Origin of the sequence: Streptomyces niger (assembly GCF_000718305.1) — a bacterium.
Lineage (GTDB): Bacteria > Actinomycetota > Actinomycetes > Streptomycetales > Streptomycetaceae > Streptomyces > Streptomyces niger.
In genome coordinates this window covers 124,513-142,887 of record NZ_JOFQ01000019.1, presented here as the reverse complement: position 1 = coordinate 142,887, position 18,375 = coordinate 124,513, and the positions used below count along the sequence as shown (strand labels likewise).

Sequence of the window (18,375 nt, the reverse complement as noted above, 5' to 3'; positions counted from 1 at the left end):
GAAGCACCACTGGTACGAGGTCGGCCACTGGGTGAAGTCCTTCGTGTGGGACGGCCTGATCGTGGATGGGATCTGGGGCACCATCAAGGGCCTGGGCACTCTGGTGGGGTTCGGCGGCTGGGATGCGATGGGGCAGGCCTGGAAGGGCCTGGCGCAGCTGGCCACCGGCCTGGCGATCTCCTCCATTCCCGGGCAAGGTCATCGACCCGATGACGTATGTCGCCAAGGGCGCCGGCGCGGGCCTGTCCAAGGTCGGCGACATCGCCAAGAGCATCAAGGGCATCGGCAAGATCGACGTACCGGCTCTCCCCGCCGACGCCATCAAGCTGCCCGAGGGGTCGCTCAAGCTCCCCGACGGCACCGTGCACCTTCCCGAGGGCGCGGCCGTCCCGGAAGGCGCGACCAGGCTCCCGAACGGTTCCGTCAAGCTCCCCGACGACGTCCCGGCGCTCCCCGAGGACGCCACCAAGCTACCCACGAATCCGGGTGAGCCTGCCCAGTACTTCGACGGGAAGGGCAACCTGCTGGACGAGCACGGCAACGTCGTGGACAGCATCGACAACGCGCCCAAGGAGGGCTCCCCGCACGTCGATCCGCCCGCGCACTCCGACCTGCCCCGGGTGGACGCCGACAGCCCGGCCAAGGTCCCGGCCATGGCCGGCGCCGGCGCGCACGCCGCCGACAACGCGAGCCACGTCCACCTGGGCAACAGCCTCGACACCCGGCTCGGCGACCCGGGCCGCCTCGCCGACGACGCCACCACACCGGGCGCCCACGCAGGTGACAACATGCCGGGCGGCCGCGCCCCCGGCCACATCGGCGACACGCCTGACGGCCTGCCCGGCCGTATCGGCGACACACCCGGCGGCAAGGCCGGCCACCTCCCCGGCGGCACCGCCCACGACCTGGGCCACGGTCCCTCCGCAAGCCACGAACCGCCCACGGGCGGCAGCCACTCCGGCGGGCACGGCGACGGACCGACGGGCGGGGACCACACGCCGGGCGGGGACCACACGCCGGATGGCGGCCGCTCCGGCGGGCACGGCGACGGGCCGAGCGGTCCGCACGACCCTGAACGACCTCATGGGGACAATGACGGTGGAGGCCCGGGCCATCATGGTGACGACGGGGCTCCGCACCACCCGGCGAGCGAACATGACGCATCTCCGGGCCACCCCGATGACGGACCGGCCGCCGACGAGGGCGGTCATGCCGGCGACGGGGGTGGTGACGGCCCCACACACCACGACTCGAATGACACCGGCCACGGCCCGGAGGGGGCGCCGCTCGAGCCGCAGCCGGGCTGGCACGGGCAGAGCGCCGATCAGATGCGCCACTACCGACGGCCCGCTCTGGACGTGTCTCATCTGACCCCGGACGAGCAGCTCGCCGTGCTCGAACGTGAGGCGTCCACGCTGGCCGACGAAGCCCGCGAACTGCCCGCGGGCGAAGCGCCGTCCGGGCAGAACCGGCTGGAGAGCGGCTGTGCGGGCAGTTTCCTGCACGACAACGTGGTAACAGCGCACTCCAGTACCACCAAGATGCGAGGGCAGACCCTGCCGCACACCCACCAGGTTCTGGAGGGCATCCTGAAGCAGATCGACGACGACGCCAAGGCGGGTGTCATCGAGAAGAAGGGTGGCGGCCACGGGAAGTGTGCTGAAATCTCACTGATCAGTGACCGGCTGCGGCAGCTGGATCCCACCGGGACGCAGATCCGTACAATCGATGACGCCCGTCGAGTACTCGAAGGGAGCGTCATGCATACCAGGCGCATCGGGGACTTCGTCATCAAGAAGACCGGTGAGGTGCGAGGCCGACACGGCGATTTCTTCCCGCCGTGCGAGACGTGCCGGCATGTTCTCCCGCAGCTCGGTATTCACGTGCACTCCTGACCCGGTGCCCAGAGAAAAGGAAATGTCCTGATGTCCCCCACCGTCCCCTCCCCTCAAGTGTCCGACTGGCTGGCACAGCACGGTTGGTTCCCCGGTCGTGACATCGGGGACGAGGAGGTCGACGACTTCATCTCCGTGCGGGTGCGGGACGCCACCGAGCAGGGTTTCCCGATGGAGCCCGTGGACGCCGCCGTGCGTGTGATCCGCACGTACGGGGGGCTGAAGCTCGCTCATCCCAGAGCATCGGACTCCGCGTTCGAGATGGACCCGACCGGGGGCTACGACGGCGACGCCCGCGAAATCGCAGAGATGTCGACCGGGCTCGGCGAGAAGCTTTTCCCGGTCGGTTTCGAATCGTCGGAATTCGGCATTCTGCTCGTGGGGGAAACGGCTCGGTGGTTCCTGCTGCACCACACCGGAGGGTATTTCTTGGGGCAGGACGAGCAGGACGCGTTCACCAGGTTCATCACCAACGGTGACACGCCGGATGTGGAGGACTACTTTGTCTGAGCAGCTGCCTGCTGTCGCCTCTTCCCTGTTGATTCATGGCAAGGTGCTGAGCCACACCAGTCTCATCGGCCCTGGGTCCCCGAATCTGCATCCGGCCATCCGGGATTTCGTGGCGGAGCTGCCGGCTGGGCAGCGGGAATCTTTCACGGGACGCTGCGCTGAATCCGCTCTGCTCTCCGATCAGCTGTGGCAGCTCGACGCCGGCCGAGAGCTCGGGCGCACGACAACGCTCTCCCAGGCGGCTCCGCATTTCGTGGGAGCGGCCATGACGTCCCGGAAGATCAGGGAGCCGGGGAATCCGGAGCACGGGGAGGTCACGGAGCCGTGCCCGGTGTGTTCGGCCCTGCTCGAAGCGCTGGGCGTCCGCGTCCTCCGGTAGGGCCGACGTGGCCGAACCTGAAGTGACCGCACGAGAACCGCGCCTGGTGCTTGCCCGCCTGCGTGGCATCACCTGGGACGACGATGTCAACGTGTCGCTCCTCCATGCCCGGTCCACCCTCGCGCCCGCCACGCTCGACGAGCTCGACGGCCGGGGGCGGATCACGTATTACGCGAAGATCAGCGATGGTTTTCCGCGGAGCAGCCCCCGGGGAATCGTACGGCGGCGCGTCATCGGCAATGCGGAAGAGACGCACGACGAGGCGTTCACCCGCAATCTCCGCTGGGAGCCGACCGAGTACCTGCGCCTTCACGAGCTGGGGCACAACGACATCGACCACGTGGAGATCTCCGAGGCCGAGGCCGCCGCTTTCATCGACACGACGACGGAAAAGCTCACCGGAAACAGCTGATGAGCACCGGCGGTCGCGTGCGCGGGAACCGACCGAATATCTGCGTCTTCCCCACGGCGCCCTCGCCGTGGAAAGCGTGTCCTCCGACGACGGTTTCCGGAGGCTGGAGGAGCGCCGGTGGGACGACGAGGGGCCGGCTCATGAAGGACTGGCGTACGGACCGCTGACGGGGCGTTCAGAGGGTTCAGAGAGCCAGCTTCAGGTGCGGGGTGCGGGCGCGGGAGACGCAGATGAGCATGGTGTCGCCCGCCGCGCGTTCCGCGTCCGTGAGCAACTGGTCGCGGTGGTCGGGGGTGCCGGCCAGGACCTCGGTCTCGCAGGTGCCGCAGGTGCCGGCGCGGCAGGAGGAGAGCACCTGTACGCCGGCCTCCTCCACCGCCTCCAGGATCGTACGGCCCGGTGCCACGCGTACGGTGCGGCCCGAGTCGGCCAGTTCGACGTCGAAGGCCGCGTCGGCGGAGAGCGTGTCGGCGGAGACCGCGTCGGCGTTGGCCCCGTCTGCCGGGCCCCCGTCGAGGGGAGCCGACGTGGCGGGGGCCGGGCGGAAGCGCTCCATGTGTAGTGCGCCGTCGGGCAGGCCCGCCGCGCGACACCGCTCCTCGATCGCGGCGAGCAGCGGCTCGGGCCCGCACGCGTACACGTGTGCCGCCGCGTCGGCGTGCGCCAGGAAGGCCGCCAGGTCCAGCAGGCCGAACTCGTCCTCCGGGCGCAGCGTGACGCGCTCCCCGTATGCGGCGAGGTGGTCGGCGTACGCCATCGAGGCGCGAGTGCGGCCGCCGTACAGCAGCCGCCAGTCGGCGCCGGCAGCGTGCGCGCGGGCGATCATCGGCAGCAGCGGGGTGATGCCGATGCCGCCGGCGAGGAAGAGGCAGCGCGCCGCGGGGTCGGACGGGGGCTCGAAGGGGAAGTGGTTGCGGGGCGCGGAGACGGTGACCTTGTCGCCGGCTGCGAGCCGGTCGTGGACGTACGAAGAGCCGCCCGTGCCGGCGCGTTCGCGCAGGACCGCGACCCGCCACTCCTCCCGTACGCCGGGATCGCCGCACAGCGAGTACGGGCGTGCGAGGCCCGGCGCGAGGTGCAGGTCGAGGTGTGCGCCGGGGGACCAGTCGGGCAGCGCGCCGCCGTCCGGCAGGCGCAGCGACAGCTCGCACACGCCCTCGGCGACGTCTCGTTTGCGGGCGACGAGGAGATCGAGGACGGGGGAGGAGGCGGCGCGCCTTACGGGGGTGGAGGTGGCGCGCCTTACGGGAGTCGAGGTGGCGTCGCTCATCGGGCGGCCACCGCTTCCGGCGTGCCGGGCGTGCCCGGGGTGCCGGCGGTCGGCACGGCCGCCGCCGGTTCAGGCGCGGGCTCCGCCGACCGGGCGATCATGCGCTCCAGGATGCGCCGTGCCGCCAGGCCGCCCGCATCGATGCCGACGCTCAACTCCTGCACCTGGCGGTCCGCCTCCTCGGCGGTCACCCGCTCCAGGATGTCCAGCGCCGTCACGTCCTGCAGGACGACGGTGCGGTTGAACTCGTGGAGGAAGCTGCTGACGCCCTCGTCCTCGAGGGCGAAGTCCCGGGCCACCAGCCAGAAGTCGTACGTGGTGGTCTCGGTGGACGGCGTGATGGCGTACGCGATCTCGGTGTGGAAGCCGTCCGGATCACTGCCGTCCGCGCCCGGCACCGAGCCGACCGGTGCGATCCGGCTGTGCAGCAGGTACAGGCAGGGCGCGTGGTACTCGATGTCCTGCCAGCGGCTGACGCGTCCCTTCAGGCCGGTGGAGTCGGCGTAGAAGGGCGGGCACTCGGCGTCGTCCATGTGCCGGCTGACCCGGACGATGCCGCGCTCCTCGTCGGCCTCGGTGGTGATCGGGGTGGCGGCGACCTCGGGGGTGCCGATGTACCCGGCGTGCAGGAACGTCTCGTGCGAGAGGTCCAGGAGGTTGTCGACCAGCAGCCCGTAGCGCGCGGCGAGCGGTTCCATGCCGCGGACGACCGTCCAGCCGGGGTCGGCGAGCCAGGGGGCGCGCGGTACGGCGGACGCGTCGGCGCGCGCCGGGTCGCCGATCCACACCCAGACGAACCCGTCCAGCTCGGCGAGCGGGTACGAGGCGACGCGGGCGGTGCGCGGCACGCGGGTCTGGCCCGGTACGGAGACGCAGGTGCCGGCCCGGTCGTACGTGAAGCCGTGATAGCCGCAGACCAGCCGCCCGTCCTCCAGCGTGCCTTCGGAGAGCGGGTAGCGGCGGTGGACGCAGCGGTCGGCGAGCGCGACGGCCTGGCCGTCCGGCGTGCGGTAGAGGGCCAGCGGCTCCCCGCAGACGGTACGGGCGAGCACCTCCTCGCCGCCGACCTCGCTGCCGTACGCGGCGACGTACCACTGGTCGCGGGCGAATGCGGTGGGAACGGGCATGGCAGCGGCCTCCTCGACGTACAGGGCCCCGGGCGGCCCCCGGGGTGCACCCGACTGTGCGGCGCGCCTCAGGAGCCGGCAAGGGGCCCTTCCAGCAGCTGGAAACATGCGTGCACGGGGGTTGCGCACCGTCCCTCGATACGCAAGGGGTTCTCGGTGGGCGGCAGTTCCCGACGTGCTGGGGTGTCCGGTGGGCGTGGGGCTTCCGGCGCACAGGGGCCCCGCTGGGCAAGGGAAGCCCGCGCGTGGTGTTCAGTGGGCCAGCAGGCTGCGCGCGATGCCCTGCGCGGCGACGCGTACCGCCGGTGCCAGCAGCGCAGCCCGCCCCTCGCGCACTGGGACGACGACCGAGAGCGCGGCGACCGCCTGCCCGTTCGGGCCGCGGACAGGCGCCGCCACGGACACCGCGTCCATCGTGATCTGCCGCTCGCTGACCGCCACCCCCGAAGCGCGCACGTCGGCCAGGACCGACCTCAGCAGTGCCGGGTCGCCGATCGTGCGCTCGGTGAAGCGGCGCAGCGGGGCGGCGCAGACCTGCGCGACCACGGCGGGCGGCGCGTACGCAAGGAGCGCCAGGCCCACACCCGTGGCGTGCAGCGGCCAGCGCGCGCCGACCCGGGTGCGTACCCCGACCGCGGAACGCCCCGAGATCAGCTCGATGTACACCGTCTCCAGGCCGTCCCGCACGGCGAGCTGGACGTTCTCGTGCGTCGCCTCGTACAGGTCCTCCATGAAGGGCAGCGCGGCCTGGCGCAGCCCGACGCCGCGCCGTGCCAGTACGGCGATCTCCCACAGCCGCAGCCCGATCTCGTACCGGCCGTCCGCGCCGCGCTCCAGCGCGCCCCACTCCGTCAGCTTGCCGGCGAACCGGTGCGCGGTGGCGAGCGGCAGGCCGGCCCGCCGCGCCAGCGCGGTCAGGGTCAGGCTGCGGTGCGCGTCGTCGAAGGCGCCGAGCAGCGCGAGGACCCGGTCGGCAGCCGACCGCTCGGGGCGCGCGTCGGCCTTCGGCCGCGGGTCGCCCAACGCCATCGAGTCCCCCCTCCGCTCGGCCGCTCGGCCGCTCGGCCGGTCGTGAAGCCGTGAGCATAGTTGCGGCCGGGGACGGCGCCCAGAGGCACGGCCTCCAGGGCCCCGCCCGTGCCGTCCCACCCCGACCGCCGGTGAGGTGCCGTTCGGGCGCCGCACGGGCTCTGAGAGAGTGGGGGCATGAGCACTGCGCATACCGGTACGGGTCAGGCACCCGGTCGTTCGGGCCACGCGCCCGGTCACGTCGTCGTGATCGGCGGCGGCATCTCGGGCCTCGCAGCCGCGCACCGCGCGTTGGACGGCGGCGCGCGGGTGACCGTACTGGAGGCGTCAGCACGGCTCGGCGGCAAGCTGAAGGCCGGCGCGGTCGCGGGCGTACCGGTCGACCTCGGCGCCGAGTCGATGCTGGCCAGGCGCCCGGAGGCGGTCGAGCTCGCGCGCGCCGTCGGCCTCGGTGAGCGACTGCAGCCGCCGTCCACCGCCACGGCCTCCCTCTGGACGCGCGGCGCGCTGCGCCCGATGCCCAAGGGCCACGTCATGGGCGTCCCCGGAGACCCGGCGCCGCTCGCCGCCTCCGGAGTGCTCTCGGAGGCCGGTCTCGCGCGCATCGAGGAGGACGCGGAGCTGCCGCGCACCGAGGTCGGCGCGGACGTGGCAGTCGGCGCATACGTGGCCGAGCGCCTGGGCCGCGAGGTCGTCGACCGGCTCATCGAGCCGCTGCTCGGCGGCGTCTACGCGGGGGACGCGTACCGCATCTCCATGAGGGCCGCCGTACCGCAGCTCTTCGAAGCCGCGCGGAACCACCGCTCTCTGACGGAGGGGGTGCGGGCCCTGCAGGCGCGCACGGCCGCCACCGTGCACCAGACCGGGCCCGCCGCCTCGGGGCCGGTCTTCATGGGCATCGACGGGGGCATCGGCACGCTCCCCGGCGCGGTCGCCGACGCGGTGCGCGCCAAGGGCGGCGAGATCCTCCTGAACACGGCCGTGGCGGCGGTACGACGCGCCGGCGAGGCGTGGGAGGTCCACACGGATGGCCGGGCCCTGACGGCCGACGCCGTCGTGCTGGCCTGCCCCGCGCCCGCCGCGGCCCGCATCCTCCGCCACGAGAGCCCCGCCGCCGCCACGGAGCTGGACGGCGTCGAGTACGCCTCCATGGCCCTGGTCACCATGGCTTTCCGGCGCGCCGACGTCGCGGACCGGCTCACCGGTAGTGGCTTCCTGGTGCCGCCGGTCGACGGCCACAAGATCAAGGCCGCCACGTTCGCGAGCAACAAGTGGGGCTGGATCGACGCCGCCGACCCGGACCTCTTCGTGCTGCGCACCTCCATCGGACGCTACGGCGACACCGCCGACCTGGCGCGCGAGGACGCCGAGCTGGTGGACCTCTCGCTGCGCGACCTGGGGGAGGCGGTGGGCCTGGCCGCCCGCCCCGTGGCCACCGCCGTCACCCGGTGGGACGGCGGCCTGCCGCAGTACCCCGTGGGCCACCTGGCGCGGATGGCCCGCATCCACGAGGCCGTCGGCCACCTGCCCGGCCTCCGGGTGTGCGGCGCGCTCTACGAGGGCGTCGGCATCCCGGCCTGTGTCGCGAGCGCCACGAAGGCCGCCGACGCCGTACTGGCCACCCTGACGCCGCCCGGCGCGGCGACCCCGGCGCCGGGCACCCCGGCGAGCGAGTGAGAATGGACGACATGACTGACGCCACCCCTGGGCCCGCGCCCGAGAAGACCCCGAACGCCGGCAAGAAGGCGAAGGACCTCAACGAGGTCATCCGCTACACGCTCTGGTCGGTGTTCAAGCTGCGTGCCGCCCTCCCCGAGGACCGCAGCGGCTACGCCGAGGAGGTCGACGAGCTCTTCGAGCAGCTCGCCGCCAAGGACGTCGTGGTCCGCGGCACGTACGACGTGTCCGGTCTGCGCGCCGACGCCGACGTGATGATCTGGTGGCACTCGGAGAGCTCGGACGCGCTCCAGGAGGCGTACAACCTCTTCCGCCGCACCAAGCTCGGCCGTGCCCTGGAGCCGGTCTGGTCGAACATGGCGCTGCACCGCCCCGCCGAGTTCAACAAGTCGCACATCCCGGCCTTCCTCGCCGACGAGCAGGCGCGCAACTACGTCAGCGTGTACCCGTTCGTGCGCTCGTACGACTGGTACCTGCTGCCCGACGAGGACCGCCGCCGCATGCTCGCGGACCACGGCAAGATGGCCCGCGGCTTCCCGGACGTGCGCGCCAACACCGTGCCGTCCTTCTCGCTCGGCGACTACGAGTGGATCCTCGCCTTCGAGGCCGACGAGCTGTACCGCATCGTCGACCTCATGCGCCACCTGCGCGGCTCCGAGGCGCGGATGCACGTCCGCGAGGAGGTCCCGTTCTACACGGGCCGCCGCAAGCCGGTCGCGGAGCTGGTGGCGGGCCTGGCCTGACGCCGGGTCGGCCTGGCGCCGGGTCGGCCTGGCGCCAGGCCGACGGGCCGCACGCCCGCGGAAGGGCGGCGGCCCGCCGGGCTCACTTCTCGCCGGGCTCGGGCTCCGCATGCGGCTTGCAGAACGCGTCGTGCGCCGGGACCCGCCCGGTGAGCAGGTAGTCCTCGGTGTACTTGTTCACGCAGTCGTTCTTGCTGAAGGCGATGCCGTGCTGCCCGGCGTCGCGCTCGGTGACGAGCCGCGACCCCGCCAGCCTCCGCTTCAGCTCCAGCGCGCCCGAGTACGGCGTGGCTCCGTCCCGCTCCGCGGCCAGCAGCAGTACGGGGGGCAGCGCGCCGGGGGCCGTACGGACGTCCAGCGGGCGCTGCCCCATCTCGTGCGGCGCCCGCGGCCAGAACGCGCAGGGCAGGTTCATCCACGCGTTGTCCCAGGTCTCGAACGGCGCGACCTGCGCCACCATCGTGTTGTCGCGGTCCCACGTGGCCCAGTCCCGCGGCCAGACGGCGTCGTTGCACTCCACGGCCGTGTAGACCGCGTCGCCGTTCTCGTCCGACGCCGCGTCCCCCGGATCCGGCGCCGCCTGCGCGATCAGGGGCTTCGGGTCGCCCTTGAGGTAGCGGGAGAGCGCGGCCGCCCGGATGGGCCAGTAGTGGTCGCTGTAGCCGGCCGTCAGGAACGCGGACTGCAACTCCGCCGGGCCGACCTTGCCGCCCGCCGGCTTGCGCCGCAGCTGCGTGGCTGCCCGGTCGTACGACCGGCCGACCGCCTCCGCCGTCTTCCCCAGGCCGTAGGCCTTGTCGTGCTTGGCGACCCAGGTGCGCCAGTCCTTCCAGCGCCCCTCGAAGGCGATGTTCTGCTGGAGGTTGTTCCGGTACCAGATCTGGTCCGGGTCCGGGTTCACCACGCTGTCGAAGACCATGCGGCGCACGTGCCCCGGGAAGAGCGTCGCGTACACCGCCCCCAGGTAGGTGCCGTACGACGCGCCCATGAAGGTGAGCTTCTTCTCGCCCAGCGCGGCCCGCAGCATCTCCAGGTCACGCGCGTTGTTCAGCGTGTTGTAGTGCTTCAGCGCCGCGCCGGCCCGGTGTGCGCAGCCCGCGGCGTACTTCTGTGCCTCCTCGATCTTCTTCTGCTTGAAGTGCTCCGAGGGGTGCACCGGGCTGTCCGAGGGCGCCTTGCCGGCGCTCTCCTTCGGGTCCTCGCAGGACAGCGGTGCCGACCGGCCCACGCCGCGCGGCGCGTAGCCCACGAAGTCGTACGCCCGGGCCGTACGGCGCCACTCGGGCAGCTCGGTGTACATGGGGAACGGCATCGCGCTGCCCCCGGGGCCGCCGGGGTTGTACAGGAGGGCGCCCTGCCGCTCCTTCTCGGGGCCGGTGGCGCGCCGCCTGCTGACGGTCAGGTCGATCTTCTTGCCTTCGGGGCGCGCGTAGTCCAGGGGCACGCGGACCTTGCCGCACTCCACGCCGGACGGCAGGTGCTCGGCGGCGGGGCAGCGGCCCCAGGAGACCTTCGCGGGCTCGGGGGCCGGCGCGGGCGAGAGCGCGGACGGAAGAGCGGGCGAGGGGTCGGCCGCGGGCGCGGGGAGCCCGGTCGCCGGTGCGGCCGCCAGGGAGCCCAGGACCAGCGACCCGATGGTGCCGAACAACGCTACTGCCTTCACAAGCCGTCCCTTCGTGGGTCACCGTGCCGCCTCCGGCCGGGCGCCATCGGGTGTGACAAAAGGGATACTTGAGCGGGGGTTTGATGAAGTAAAGCACCGGGCGCCGGTGTCGTGGGGGATGCCCCGGAAGAGACCTTGAAGGGGCGCACGGCGGATACCCGAAGGCCCTCGTACGCCCCTCCCTCCCCGGCTGTGGCCTCCCTAGTGGCCGGCAGCGGACGGTGGAGGCGCCGATACGGCCGGCGGCAGGGAGAAGTCCGCGGACGGGGTGGCGGGTGCCGCCGGCGAGGCCGGAGCCGGGGCCGGCGGTGCGGGCTGGGCCGGCGGCGTCGGGGAGCCGGAGGCCTGGGTGTCCCGGGCGATGCCGTCGAAGTCCACGTCGCCGGTGCGTTCCAGCACGGTGATGTGGTCGAGCACGGTCGTGTTGGCATCGTCCGCCAGCCCGCGGACCAGCGAGTTGCGGGTGGTCGCGCGGACCTGCGCGACGACCGTGAAGACCTTGCCGTGTGCCAGCCGCAGGATGTTGGCGAACTTGCGGTCGTACTCGGTACCGCGTGCCGCCTCCAGCTCCGCCAGCCAGCCCTGCTGCTGGGGGTTGGGCTGGTTGGGCAGGTCGACGCCGAGCTGCGCCGCCACCCGCAGCACGTGGCGGTCGAGTGCCGCGTGACCGCCCACGAGGTGCTTGCCCGCGGTGCGCACGGCCTTCGTGGTGCCGCGCTCCTGCGCCTGCTGCCCGGCCGGCAGCTCCCACAGCCCGGCCAGCCGGACCTTGGTGACGAAGTCGCGGTCGAGGGGGGAGAGCGGGCCGAAGCGGGTGGCCATGGTGCCCGCGTTGATGTCGGTGCCGGCCGCGGAGAGCCCGGCGAAGGACAGGACGGGGAAGAGCAGTGCGGCTGCCGTCGCGACGAGTGCGGCGACGACGAGTCCGGTTCCGGTGACGGATCGCATGGTGCCTCCTGGTGCGGTCCCGCACGCTATGCCGGCCGCCCCGCGCCCGGACCCTGTTCCCCGAACCCGGACTCAAGGGTCGTCACCCGTTGGTACGTTGACGGGTTTCCGAGGCCGCCACGGGGTGCACGGAGACGGCACGCGCCCCGTGACCTCCTGGGGCCGTGCGCGTCGCTGCCCTGAGGCCGTGCGTACGTGCTGCCCCGGGTGGTCAGCTGCTGCCGCCTCCACAAGAGGAGCTGCCGCCGGAGGAGGAACCGCCGCACGAGGAGCCGCCGGTGCCCGAGGCGGAGCCGCCGCAGGAAGAGTTGCCGCAGCCCGTGCCCCCGCCGGAGGAGCCGCACCACAGCCCGCCGGCGTCACCCGCCGCGCTCCAGCCCGCTCCCGAGGCCGCCCCGGAGGCGGACACCGCGGAGGCCGCCGCGGGCCCTCTCGCCGCCCGCTGCGCCTCCAGCAGGTGCTCACGCAGCGCCCGGTCCGTCAGCAGCGCCGCGCCGCCGATGGCCACGGCGAGCGCAGGCATCGCCGCCGGACCGGTGGCGGCCGCCTTGTTGGCCGTCCGGAAGCGCTTCAGGGCGCGCTTCCCGTCCTTCGTGATGCGACGGCGTACGGCATTCCGGCACAGCGTGCCGATGAAGATCCCCGCGAACACCGCGGGCGTCACCTTGAGCACGAACGGCATGTTCTGCGGGTACTGCGGAGCGCCGTCGTCCAGCGCACCCGTCACCGACTGGAAGATGCCGAGGAAGAAGATGCCCATGCATGCGCCGATCTGCAGCCGGGCCAGCTGCCGCCACGGCCGGCCGGCCTCCGGGCGGCGCAGTAGGCCGCGGTCCGCCAGCCGGTCGCCGATCTGCTGGACGGCCCCGCTCCGCATGACCGTCGGGCGCAGCCGCGCCAGCGAGCCGCCGGGCGTCCGCGCGAGCGCCTCCAGCACCGCGGACTCGACCGTGTCGTGCGAGACGGCGGGACGGCGCGCGGAGACCGTTCCCGGGCCGCCGATCGCCAGCCGGCCGTCGCCGTGCATCCCGGCGATCGCCGCGTCGGCGACCCGGCCGGGGCCGCCGGCGAGGAAGGCGTTCTCCCAGAGGTCGTGCGAGGGCACGTCGACGAGGTCCGTCCGGGGGGACGGCGAGGCGCGGCGGGTGTGGACCGTACCGGCGATGAGCACCACTGAGGACGCGGCCACGGCCAGGTACACCAACTGCGCGAAGGACAACGTGATTACCTCCCACTCCGGGATCTGTCGACATACTCCACCCGCGAGGCGCCTTCCGGCACGTCCAGGGTCCCGCTCCGGCCGTCGCCCACCACGTCGTCCCCGACAGGCCGCTGCTCCTTGGGCCGGGGCAGGAGGCCGGTCAGCGTGCGGGCCAGCCGACTCAGCCGCGCCGCGGGGCGGGCCGACGGCGGGGTGGGGCCCGCACGGTCGCGCCACCACTGTGTCAGCTGTCGCCGCGCCGTGGGGTGCGCCGGCAGGCCCAGGGCGAGCAGATGGCCGGCGAAGTCCAGCGCGTCGCGACGGTAGCCGCCGCGCATCGGGCGGCCCTGCGCGTAGTCCAGGAAGGCGGTGCGGTAGTCCGCCCCGAGGATGGCGGGGAGCTCCGGCGCGACCGCGGCGATCACGTCCGCCCGTTTGGCGGCCAGCGCGCGGCGCTGCACGGTCAGCCGCTCCGCGTCGAACCCCGACGGGACGGCGCCGCCCGCCACCAGTGAGGCCAGCAGCTCCTCCTGGGCAGCGGCCAGCCGCCTGCGTGCCGCCTCGGTCCCTCCGGAGGCGGAGGCGCTCCGGTCGCGGGCGTTCCGGGCATCGCCGGGTCGGTCGTCACCGGGCAGGGCGTCGCCGGGCCGGGGGTCAGGCAGTCGCTCGGTCACGGGGCCCGGCCTCCTTCAGGACGGTGCGTACGGCGTCCAGTTCGGCGGCGAGCTCCGCCACGGGCGGGAAGTTCTCGTCGCGTTCGAGGAGGACGCCCGGCGGGCTGACGCGGGCGCACAGCTCGGCCAGCACGTCCAGAACGGGCTGCGTCACGGGGTGCGCGTGGCTGTCGTGCCACACCCCGTCGCGTTCGAAGCCGCCCGCCACGTGGACGTAGGCGATCGCCTCCACGGGCAGCGCGTCCAGCGCCGCCGCCGGGTCCTCACCCCGGTTGACGTGGTTGGTGTGCAGGTTCGCCACGTCGATGAGGAGCCGTACGCCGGTCCGCTCGACGAGCTCGGCGAGGAACTGACCCTCGGTCAGCTCCTCGCCGGGCCAGTTGATCAGCGCCGCGATGTTCTCCAGGGCCAGCGGTACCGGCAGCGCCTCCTGTGCGATGCGTACGTTCTCGCACAGCACGTCGAGCGCGTCGTACGTACGCGGCACGGGCAGCAGGTGCCCCGCCTCCATACGTGGCCCGCCGGTCAGCTCGCCGCCGGCCCGCACGAAGGCGATGTGCTCGGTCACGAGGGGCGCGGCGAGGGCCTCGGCGCGCTCCGCCAGGGCGGCCAGCCGGCCGGCGTCCGGCCGCTCGGCGCCACCCAGTCCGAGGGAGACACCGTGCGGGACGACGGTGGTGCCCCGGGCGCGCAGCGCTTCGAGGGCACGGGGGAGATGGCCCGGGCAGATGTTCTCCGCGACGACCTCGACCCAGTCGATCCCGGGCAGCCCGGCGATCCCGTCGGCGATCTCGGGCCGCCATCCGATGCCGGTGCCCAGCCGGTGACCGGGTCCCGGGCCGGTGCGCCGCTCCCGGCGCCCTTCCACCTGCCCGGTTCGCCCTGGCTGCTCCATCGTTCCCCCTCCGCTCCGACTCCCGAGTGTTTCCGTACTCATCACCCCTCTGAGGAGGACGAACCGTCGGTCCGCCGAGTTCAGAGCCGGATCTGAGCTTTTCCCCGCCTTTGCACGGCGTACGAATACGCGCCGCCCGCGGCGTACGGAGGCGCGGTGTGCTCGGCGCCTGTATGTGCTGCGGCACGCCGTGTACGTAGGCGCAGCGCGCACGGCCGCCAGAGGCACCGCCTCCGCCGCGTACGGGGAAGCGCCTCCCGCAGCGTCAGCGGGCGGTCTCCACGGCCACCGCGGCGCCGAGTCCGAAGAGGACCGTCCCGGTGACCTGTTCGAGGCGGCGGCGGACCCACATCAGGTACGCGGCACCCGCGATCCGCAGTGCGTCGTACGCCACCCGGGACGCCGACAGCATCGCCGTGAGCCCGGCCGCGCCCGCCGGCCCCCACACGAAGCACCCGGTCGCCGTGCCGAGGGCGGAGCACAGCGCGGCGCGCCGCCCCGAGCCGAGCGCCGTGCGGAGCACGATCGCGAAATCCGGACCGGGGGAGACGGTCGGCAGCGCGGCCACGACCGTGCAGCCGAGAAATGAAGTGAGCACGTAAGAAACGGTACGTGCCCCATGGTCCCCTGTGGCACCGGCCCCGGCCTGTGGCACCGACCCTCGCCCTACGGGGCCGAAGCCGCCGCGACGGCTCACCGCCAGGTGAACTCCGGCTGGGTCACCGTGTCGACGCGGGTCGCGCGCCCGAGGAGGGCCACCTCGCGGAACTGCCACAGCAACGCGCCGGTCGGCGCGTGGATCACCATCCCCGGGCGCAGCGGCATCTGCAGCAGCGGCCCGCCGTCCGCAGCCGTCACCCACCGCGGCAGGTCCGGCTTCATCAGCCGCCGCAGCGGTACGTGGTGCAGCGACTGCACCTCCTTCGGATCGGGGCGCGGCTGCACCGGGCCTCGTGGGACGACGACCAGCGGCGTGATCACGAAGCCGGACTCGGTACGGAAGTCGTCCAGCAGCCCGGCGACCTCCGCGGGACCGGCCTCGACGCCGGTCTCCTCGGCCAGTTCCCGTAGCGCCGCCTCCTGCGCCGACTCGGCCTCGTCCAGGCGCCCGCCCGGGAGGGCCCACTGTCCGGCGTTACGGCCGCGCGGCGCCCGCTTGATCACCAGGATGTGCGGCTCGTCGCGGAACGGGACCACGGTGAGGCACACGGCGGCGCTCCGTACGCCCTCGGGTACGGGTACCGCGCGGCGCTCGAACGCCGTCAGATTGGCGCGCAGGGCGGCTTCGAGCCGGGACGGATCCGCGAGGTCCGCTTCCTTCAACGTCGACATCGGCATCATCACGATGTACCACGCACGGACGTCTGTTCCCACCCCTTTGCGGACGCCGACGGCCCCCCTTCGACGTAGCTTCACTCGCTCTTGCCCCCGCCGTACGTGCCTGGTCCCATGGTGAAGGGCGGGCCCCGCAGAGCGGCGGTCGCCCGTCGTAGGCGAGTCCCCCAAGGGGTGATGTCCGTGAAGCCGACACCGGACGACCCCGATCGGCTCTTCCCGCCGCGCGCCCCGGGCCGGCTCTTCCTTCCGCACGACCCCGACCGGCTCTTCCTGCCGCCGGACGACGACCTCGCGCCGAACCGCCCGGGGGAGACGCTGCGCACCTTCCTCGCCGAACACCCGCTGGACGGCCCCGCCCTCCTCGGGGCCCGCCTTCTCGGCCGTCGTCCCGTACAGGACGACTGGCGGCGCCGGCTGGCCGCGGAGAGCGCGGTGGGCGCGGAGCTGGAGCGGCTGGGCCGGGGCGGCTGGCACGTGCTGCACTCGCTGCCGCTGCCGCCCGGCAGCGAGATCAGCCATCTCCTCATCGGGCCGGGCGGGGTCTTCTGCCTCGCCACGGAGGCGGTGCGCGGCGCGCGGGTACGGGTCGACACCACCGACGTGCACCCCGGACGCGGCCGGCGCCCCCTGCCGTACGTGCGCCGGACCCGGCAGCGCACGGTGCGCGCGACGTACGCGCTGACCCGCGGCTGCGGCTTCCCCGTACCGGTCCGCCCCGTACTCGTGCTCGTCGGGCCCCGCCACATCGAACGGCTCCCGGAGGAGCAGGAGGCCGGCGCACACGGCGAGCCGGAGGTACACCTGATGGCCGGCGCGCAGGCGGTCATGGCGCTCGGCGCACTCGGCGGCGTACTGCCCCCGGCGGCCGTCGACCGCATTCACACCGTCGCCCGTGACCGCCGCACGTGGAACGGGCTCTGAGCGGCGCCCGGGCGACCTTCGAGCAGCCTCCGACGGCGCCTGGACGGCCCGTGACGGGCCGCCGGACGGCCGGCGGACAGGAGGTCGCCGGACGGCCCTCCACCGCGGCGCCGGGCACCGTGACGGCGTCGGCCGCTACCGCAGCGCCGGATGGTCGGCGACCACCGTGCAGGAGCCCGGGGCGATCTCCGTGTAGCCCGCGTCGCGGACGACGGGGAGGCCGCTGCGCGTCAGCTCCGCCCAGTGGTCCGCGTCCGCCGTACGGACGGCCAGCGGGAAGCCGGCCGCGCGCCAGGCCGCCCGCTCGGCCCCGGACAGCTCCCACCACGCGAGCTGCGCGCCGTGGCCCGCCTGGGCCATCGCCTTGCCCGCCGACATCTCCAGGTCCGGGCTCAGCCACAGCACCGGCCCGGCCGGGTCGGGCGCGGCCGGCGGCTCCGGGTCGTCCAGCTCGGTCCCCGAGACCTGGAGCTTGGCGAGCTCCTTGGGCCAGCCGTCCAGCGGCACCGGCGGGAAGACCCGCACCTCGGCGGAGCCGCCGTCGACCGTGATGCCCGGCAACGCCGCCGCCCGGCGCCACTCGGAGCCCCGCGCTCGCCGCACCACCTTGCGGATCCGGGCGTCCTGCCAGTCCCGCACGGCCGCGGCCCACTCACCCTCGCCGTGCGCCCGCTCGTCCGAGAGCAGCACGAGGACCGCCCGCGCAGCCGTCTCCAGCGCGTCCGTACGCGCCGGCGGTGCGGTCTTCTCCAGGTGGACGACCAGCGGCAGCACGAACTGCGGTGCCGCGTCGCGGTCGGTCTCCGTACGGCGCGGATCGCCGGACGGCGGCCCGCTGTCGGCCGCGGCCGGGGTGCCAGGAGTGTCGGTGCTGCTCACGGTGGTCTCGGTGTTGCTCACGGATTCAGTCTGCCAGCCGCCACCGACATTCCCCCGAAGAGGCGGTCGGGCCCGCCGTCCGCCCGGCCGCTCTTGGCGGAGGGAAACGTTCCGGGTGATCATCCTCTTCATGCAGAGCGAACTGTTCTCGTCCGAGCACTTGGTCACGCAGGCCACCACCCCCGGCATGACGCTGCAGAACGCCAAGTCCATCAAGTACGCGGTGGACGGTGAGTGCTACGCGCGCCAGGGCTCCATGGTCGCCTTCCGCGGCAACCTCCAGTTCGAGAAGCAGGGCCAGGGGGTGGGCAAATTCCTCAAGCGTGCGGTCACCGGGGAAGGGCTGGCCCTGATGGCCGTGCGCGGCCAGGGCGAGGTGTGGTTCGCGCACGAGGCGCAGAACTGCTTCGTCGTCGATCTCGCCCCCGGTGACAGCATCACCCTCAACGGGCGCAACATCCTCTGCTTCGACCCCACGCTGTCCTACGAGATAAAGGTCGTGAAGGGTGCCGGCATGACCGGCGGGGGACTCTTCAACTCCGTGTTCACCGGGCACGGCCGGCTCGGTGTGATGTGCGAGGGCAACCCGATCGTCATCCCCGTCAGCCCGCAGATGCCGGTGTTCGTCGACACCGACGCGGTGGTCGGTTGGAGCGCCTCCCTGGCGACCTCGCTGCACCGCTCCCAGAGCGTCGGATCGATGATCCGCGGCGGCTCGGGGGAGGCCGTACAACTGCGTCTCGACGGAGAGGGCTTCGTGATCGTGCGCCCGAGCGAGGCCAAGCCCGCCACGGCCTCCAACGGCTGAGGACCG

Annotated in this window: 16 protein-coding genes and 2 pseudogenes; 8 read left to right on the top strand and 10 right to left on the bottom strand. The window is 73.3% G+C overall.

Going from position 1 to position 18,375, the window contains the following annotated elements; genetic code table 11:
- From IF20_RS40750 to IF20_RS29675, 4 genes and pseudogenes are all read left to right on the top strand, one after another.
- Positions 1–1,895 (top strand): annotated as a pseudogene (locus IF20_RS40750) (YwqJ-related putative deaminase); the annotation flags it as partial.
- A 30-nt stretch (positions 1,896–1,925) separates the two neighbouring features.
- A complete protein-coding gene (locus IF20_RS29685) occupies positions 1,926–2,405 on the top strand; it encodes an SUKH-3 domain-containing protein (RefSeq protein ID WP_052868445.1) in 480 nt (159 codons plus the stop codon).
- Positions 2,383–2,784 (top strand): YwqJ-related putative deaminase, encoded by a 402-nt coding sequence (locus tag IF20_RS29680; RefSeq protein ID WP_267881146.1) that lies wholly within the window; start codon positions 2,383–2,385, stop codon positions 2,782–2,784. The genes IF20_RS29685 and IF20_RS29680 overlap by 23 nt, the downstream gene beginning before the upstream one ends.
- Positions 2,785–2,791: 7 nt before the next feature.
- Positions 2,792–3,196 (top strand): hypothetical protein, encoded by a 405-nt coding sequence (locus IF20_RS29675; protein ID WP_234426862.1) that lies wholly within the window; start codon positions 2,792–2,794, stop codon positions 3,194–3,196.
- A gap of 184 nt (positions 3,197–3,380) precedes the next feature.
- On the opposite strand, the gene IF20_RS29670 is transcribed toward IF20_RS29675, so the two are convergent.
- The 3 genes from IF20_RS29670 to IF20_RS29660 form a co-directional block, all read right to left on the bottom strand.
- Entirely contained in the window at positions 3,381–4,466 is a 1,086-nt protein-coding gene (locus IF20_RS29670; protein ID WP_110944652.1) for a PDR/VanB family oxidoreductase, read from the bottom strand.
- Positions 4,463–5,593 (bottom strand): aromatic ring-hydroxylating dioxygenase subunit alpha, encoded by a 1,131-nt coding sequence (locus IF20_RS29665; RefSeq protein WP_052868442.1) that lies wholly within the window; start codon positions 5,591–5,593, stop codon positions 4,463–4,465. The genes IF20_RS29670 and IF20_RS29665 overlap by 4 nt, the downstream gene beginning before the upstream one ends.
- A gap of 252 nt (positions 5,594–5,845) precedes the next feature.
- Positions 5,846–6,622, bottom strand: a complete 777-nt coding sequence (locus tag IF20_RS29660; protein ID WP_052868441.1) for an IclR family transcriptional regulator — start codon at positions 6,620–6,622, stop codon at positions 5,846–5,848.
- 177 nt (positions 6,623–6,799) lie between these two features.
- Here IF20_RS29660 and hemG point away from each other — a divergent pair, with 177 nt between their 5' ends.
- Together hemG and hemQ are read left to right on the top strand one after the other, a co-directional pair.
- On the top strand, positions 6,800–8,299 hold the full coding sequence (gene hemG, locus IF20_RS29655; RefSeq protein WP_052868440.1) for a protoporphyrinogen oxidase: 1,500 nt from the start codon (positions 6,800–6,802) through the stop codon (positions 8,297–8,299).
- Between the two features lie 2 nt (positions 8,300–8,301).
- A complete protein-coding gene (hemQ, locus tag IF20_RS29650; protein ID WP_052868439.1) occupies positions 8,302–9,042 on the top strand; it encodes a hydrogen peroxide-dependent heme synthase in 741 nt (246 codons plus the stop codon).
- 82 nt (positions 9,043–9,124) lie between these two features.
- Here the strand turns inward: hemQ and IF20_RS29645 are convergent, their stop codons facing one another.
- The 6 genes and pseudogenes from IF20_RS29645 to IF20_RS29615 form a co-directional block, all read right to left on the bottom strand.
- Positions 9,125–10,705: an alpha/beta hydrolase gene (locus IF20_RS29645; protein WP_052868438.1), complete on the bottom strand. Its 1,581-nt coding sequence runs from the start codon at positions 10,703–10,705 to the stop codon at positions 9,125–9,127.
- Between the two features lie 201 nt (positions 10,706–10,906).
- Complete coding sequence (locus tag IF20_RS29640) at positions 10,907–11,653, bottom strand: DUF4142 domain-containing protein (protein ID WP_052868437.1); 747 nt, start codon at positions 11,651–11,653, stop codon at positions 10,907–10,909.
- A gap of 211 nt (positions 11,654–11,864) precedes the next feature.
- A complete protein-coding gene (locus IF20_RS29635; protein ID WP_052868436.1) occupies positions 11,865–12,872 on the bottom strand; it encodes a TIGR04222 domain-containing membrane protein in 1,008 nt (335 codons plus the stop codon).
- Between the two features lie 149 nt (positions 12,873–13,021).
- Positions 13,022–14,423 (bottom strand): annotated as a pseudogene (locus IF20_RS29625) (DUF692 domain-containing protein); the annotation flags it as partial.
- Between the two features lie 265 nt (positions 14,424–14,688).
- Positions 14,689–15,021: a LysE family translocator gene (locus IF20_RS29620; protein WP_234426861.1), complete on the bottom strand. Its 333-nt coding sequence runs from the start codon at positions 15,019–15,021 to the stop codon at positions 14,689–14,691.
- 95 nt (positions 15,022–15,116) lie between these two features.
- Complete coding sequence (locus tag IF20_RS29615) at positions 15,117–15,755, bottom strand: NUDIX hydrolase (RefSeq protein ID WP_052868465.1); 639 nt, start codon at positions 15,753–15,755, stop codon at positions 15,117–15,119.
- A 186-nt stretch (positions 15,756–15,941) separates the two neighbouring features.
- Between IF20_RS29615 and IF20_RS29610 the strand changes: the two genes are divergently transcribed.
- A complete protein-coding gene (locus tag IF20_RS29610) occupies positions 15,942–16,682 on the top strand; it encodes a nuclease-related domain-containing protein (protein ID WP_199896786.1) in 741 nt (246 codons plus the stop codon).
- A 135-nt stretch (positions 16,683–16,817) separates the two neighbouring features.
- Here the strand turns inward: IF20_RS29610 and IF20_RS29605 are convergent, their stop codons facing one another.
- Positions 16,818–17,561 carry a peptidyl-tRNA hydrolase gene (locus tag IF20_RS29605; RefSeq protein ID WP_052868464.1) on the bottom strand — a complete coding sequence of 248 codons (744 nt, stop codon included), beginning with the start codon at positions 17,559–17,561 and terminating at the stop codon, positions 16,818–16,820.
- 130 nt (positions 17,562–17,691) lie between these two features.
- On the opposite strand from IF20_RS29605, the gene IF20_RS29600 reads away from it, so the two are divergent.
- On the top strand, positions 17,692–18,369 hold the full coding sequence (locus IF20_RS29600) for an AIM24 family protein (RefSeq protein WP_052868463.1): 678 nt from the start codon (positions 17,692–17,694) through the stop codon (positions 18,367–18,369).
- Positions 18,370–18,375 lie beyond the last annotated feature (6 nt).

Excerpts from the sequence above, each read along its gene's own strand:
- IF20_RS29615 (WP_052868465.1), bottom strand. The coding sequence starts at position 15,755 with ATGTCGACGTTGAAGGAAGCGGACCTCGCGGATCCGTCCCGGCTCGAA.
- IF20_RS29660 (WP_052868441.1), bottom strand. The coding sequence starts at position 6,622 with ATGGCGTTGGGCGACCCGCGGCCGAAGGCCGACGCGCGCCCCGAGCGG.
- IF20_RS29670 (WP_110944652.1), bottom strand. The coding sequence starts at position 4,466 with ATGAGCGACGCCACCTCGACTCCCGTAAGGCGCGCCACCTCCACCCCC.
- IF20_RS29685 (WP_052868445.1), top strand. The coding sequence starts at position 1,926 with ATGTCCCCCACCGTCCCCTCCCCTCAAGTGTCCGACTGGCTGGCACAG.
- IF20_RS29640 (WP_052868437.1), bottom strand. The coding sequence starts at position 11,653 with ATGCGATCCGTCACCGGAACCGGACTCGTCGTCGCCGCACTCGTCGCG.
- IF20_RS29665 (WP_052868442.1), bottom strand. The coding sequence starts at position 5,593 with ATGCCCGTTCCCACCGCATTCGCCCGCGACCAGTGGTACGTCGCCGCG.
- hemQ (WP_052868439.1), top strand. The coding sequence starts at position 8,302 with ATGGACGACATGACTGACGCCACCCCTGGGCCCGCGCCCGAGAAGACC.
- IF20_RS29600 (WP_052868463.1), top strand. The coding sequence starts at position 17,692 with ATGCAGAGCGAACTGTTCTCGTCCGAGCACTTGGTCACGCAGGCCACC.
- hemG (WP_052868440.1), top strand. The coding sequence starts at position 6,800 with ATGAGCACTGCGCATACCGGTACGGGTCAGGCACCCGGTCGTTCGGGC.
- IF20_RS29680 (WP_267881146.1), top strand. The coding sequence starts at position 2,383 with ATGTGGAGGACTACTTTGTCTGAGCAGCTGCCTGCTGTCGCCTCTTCC.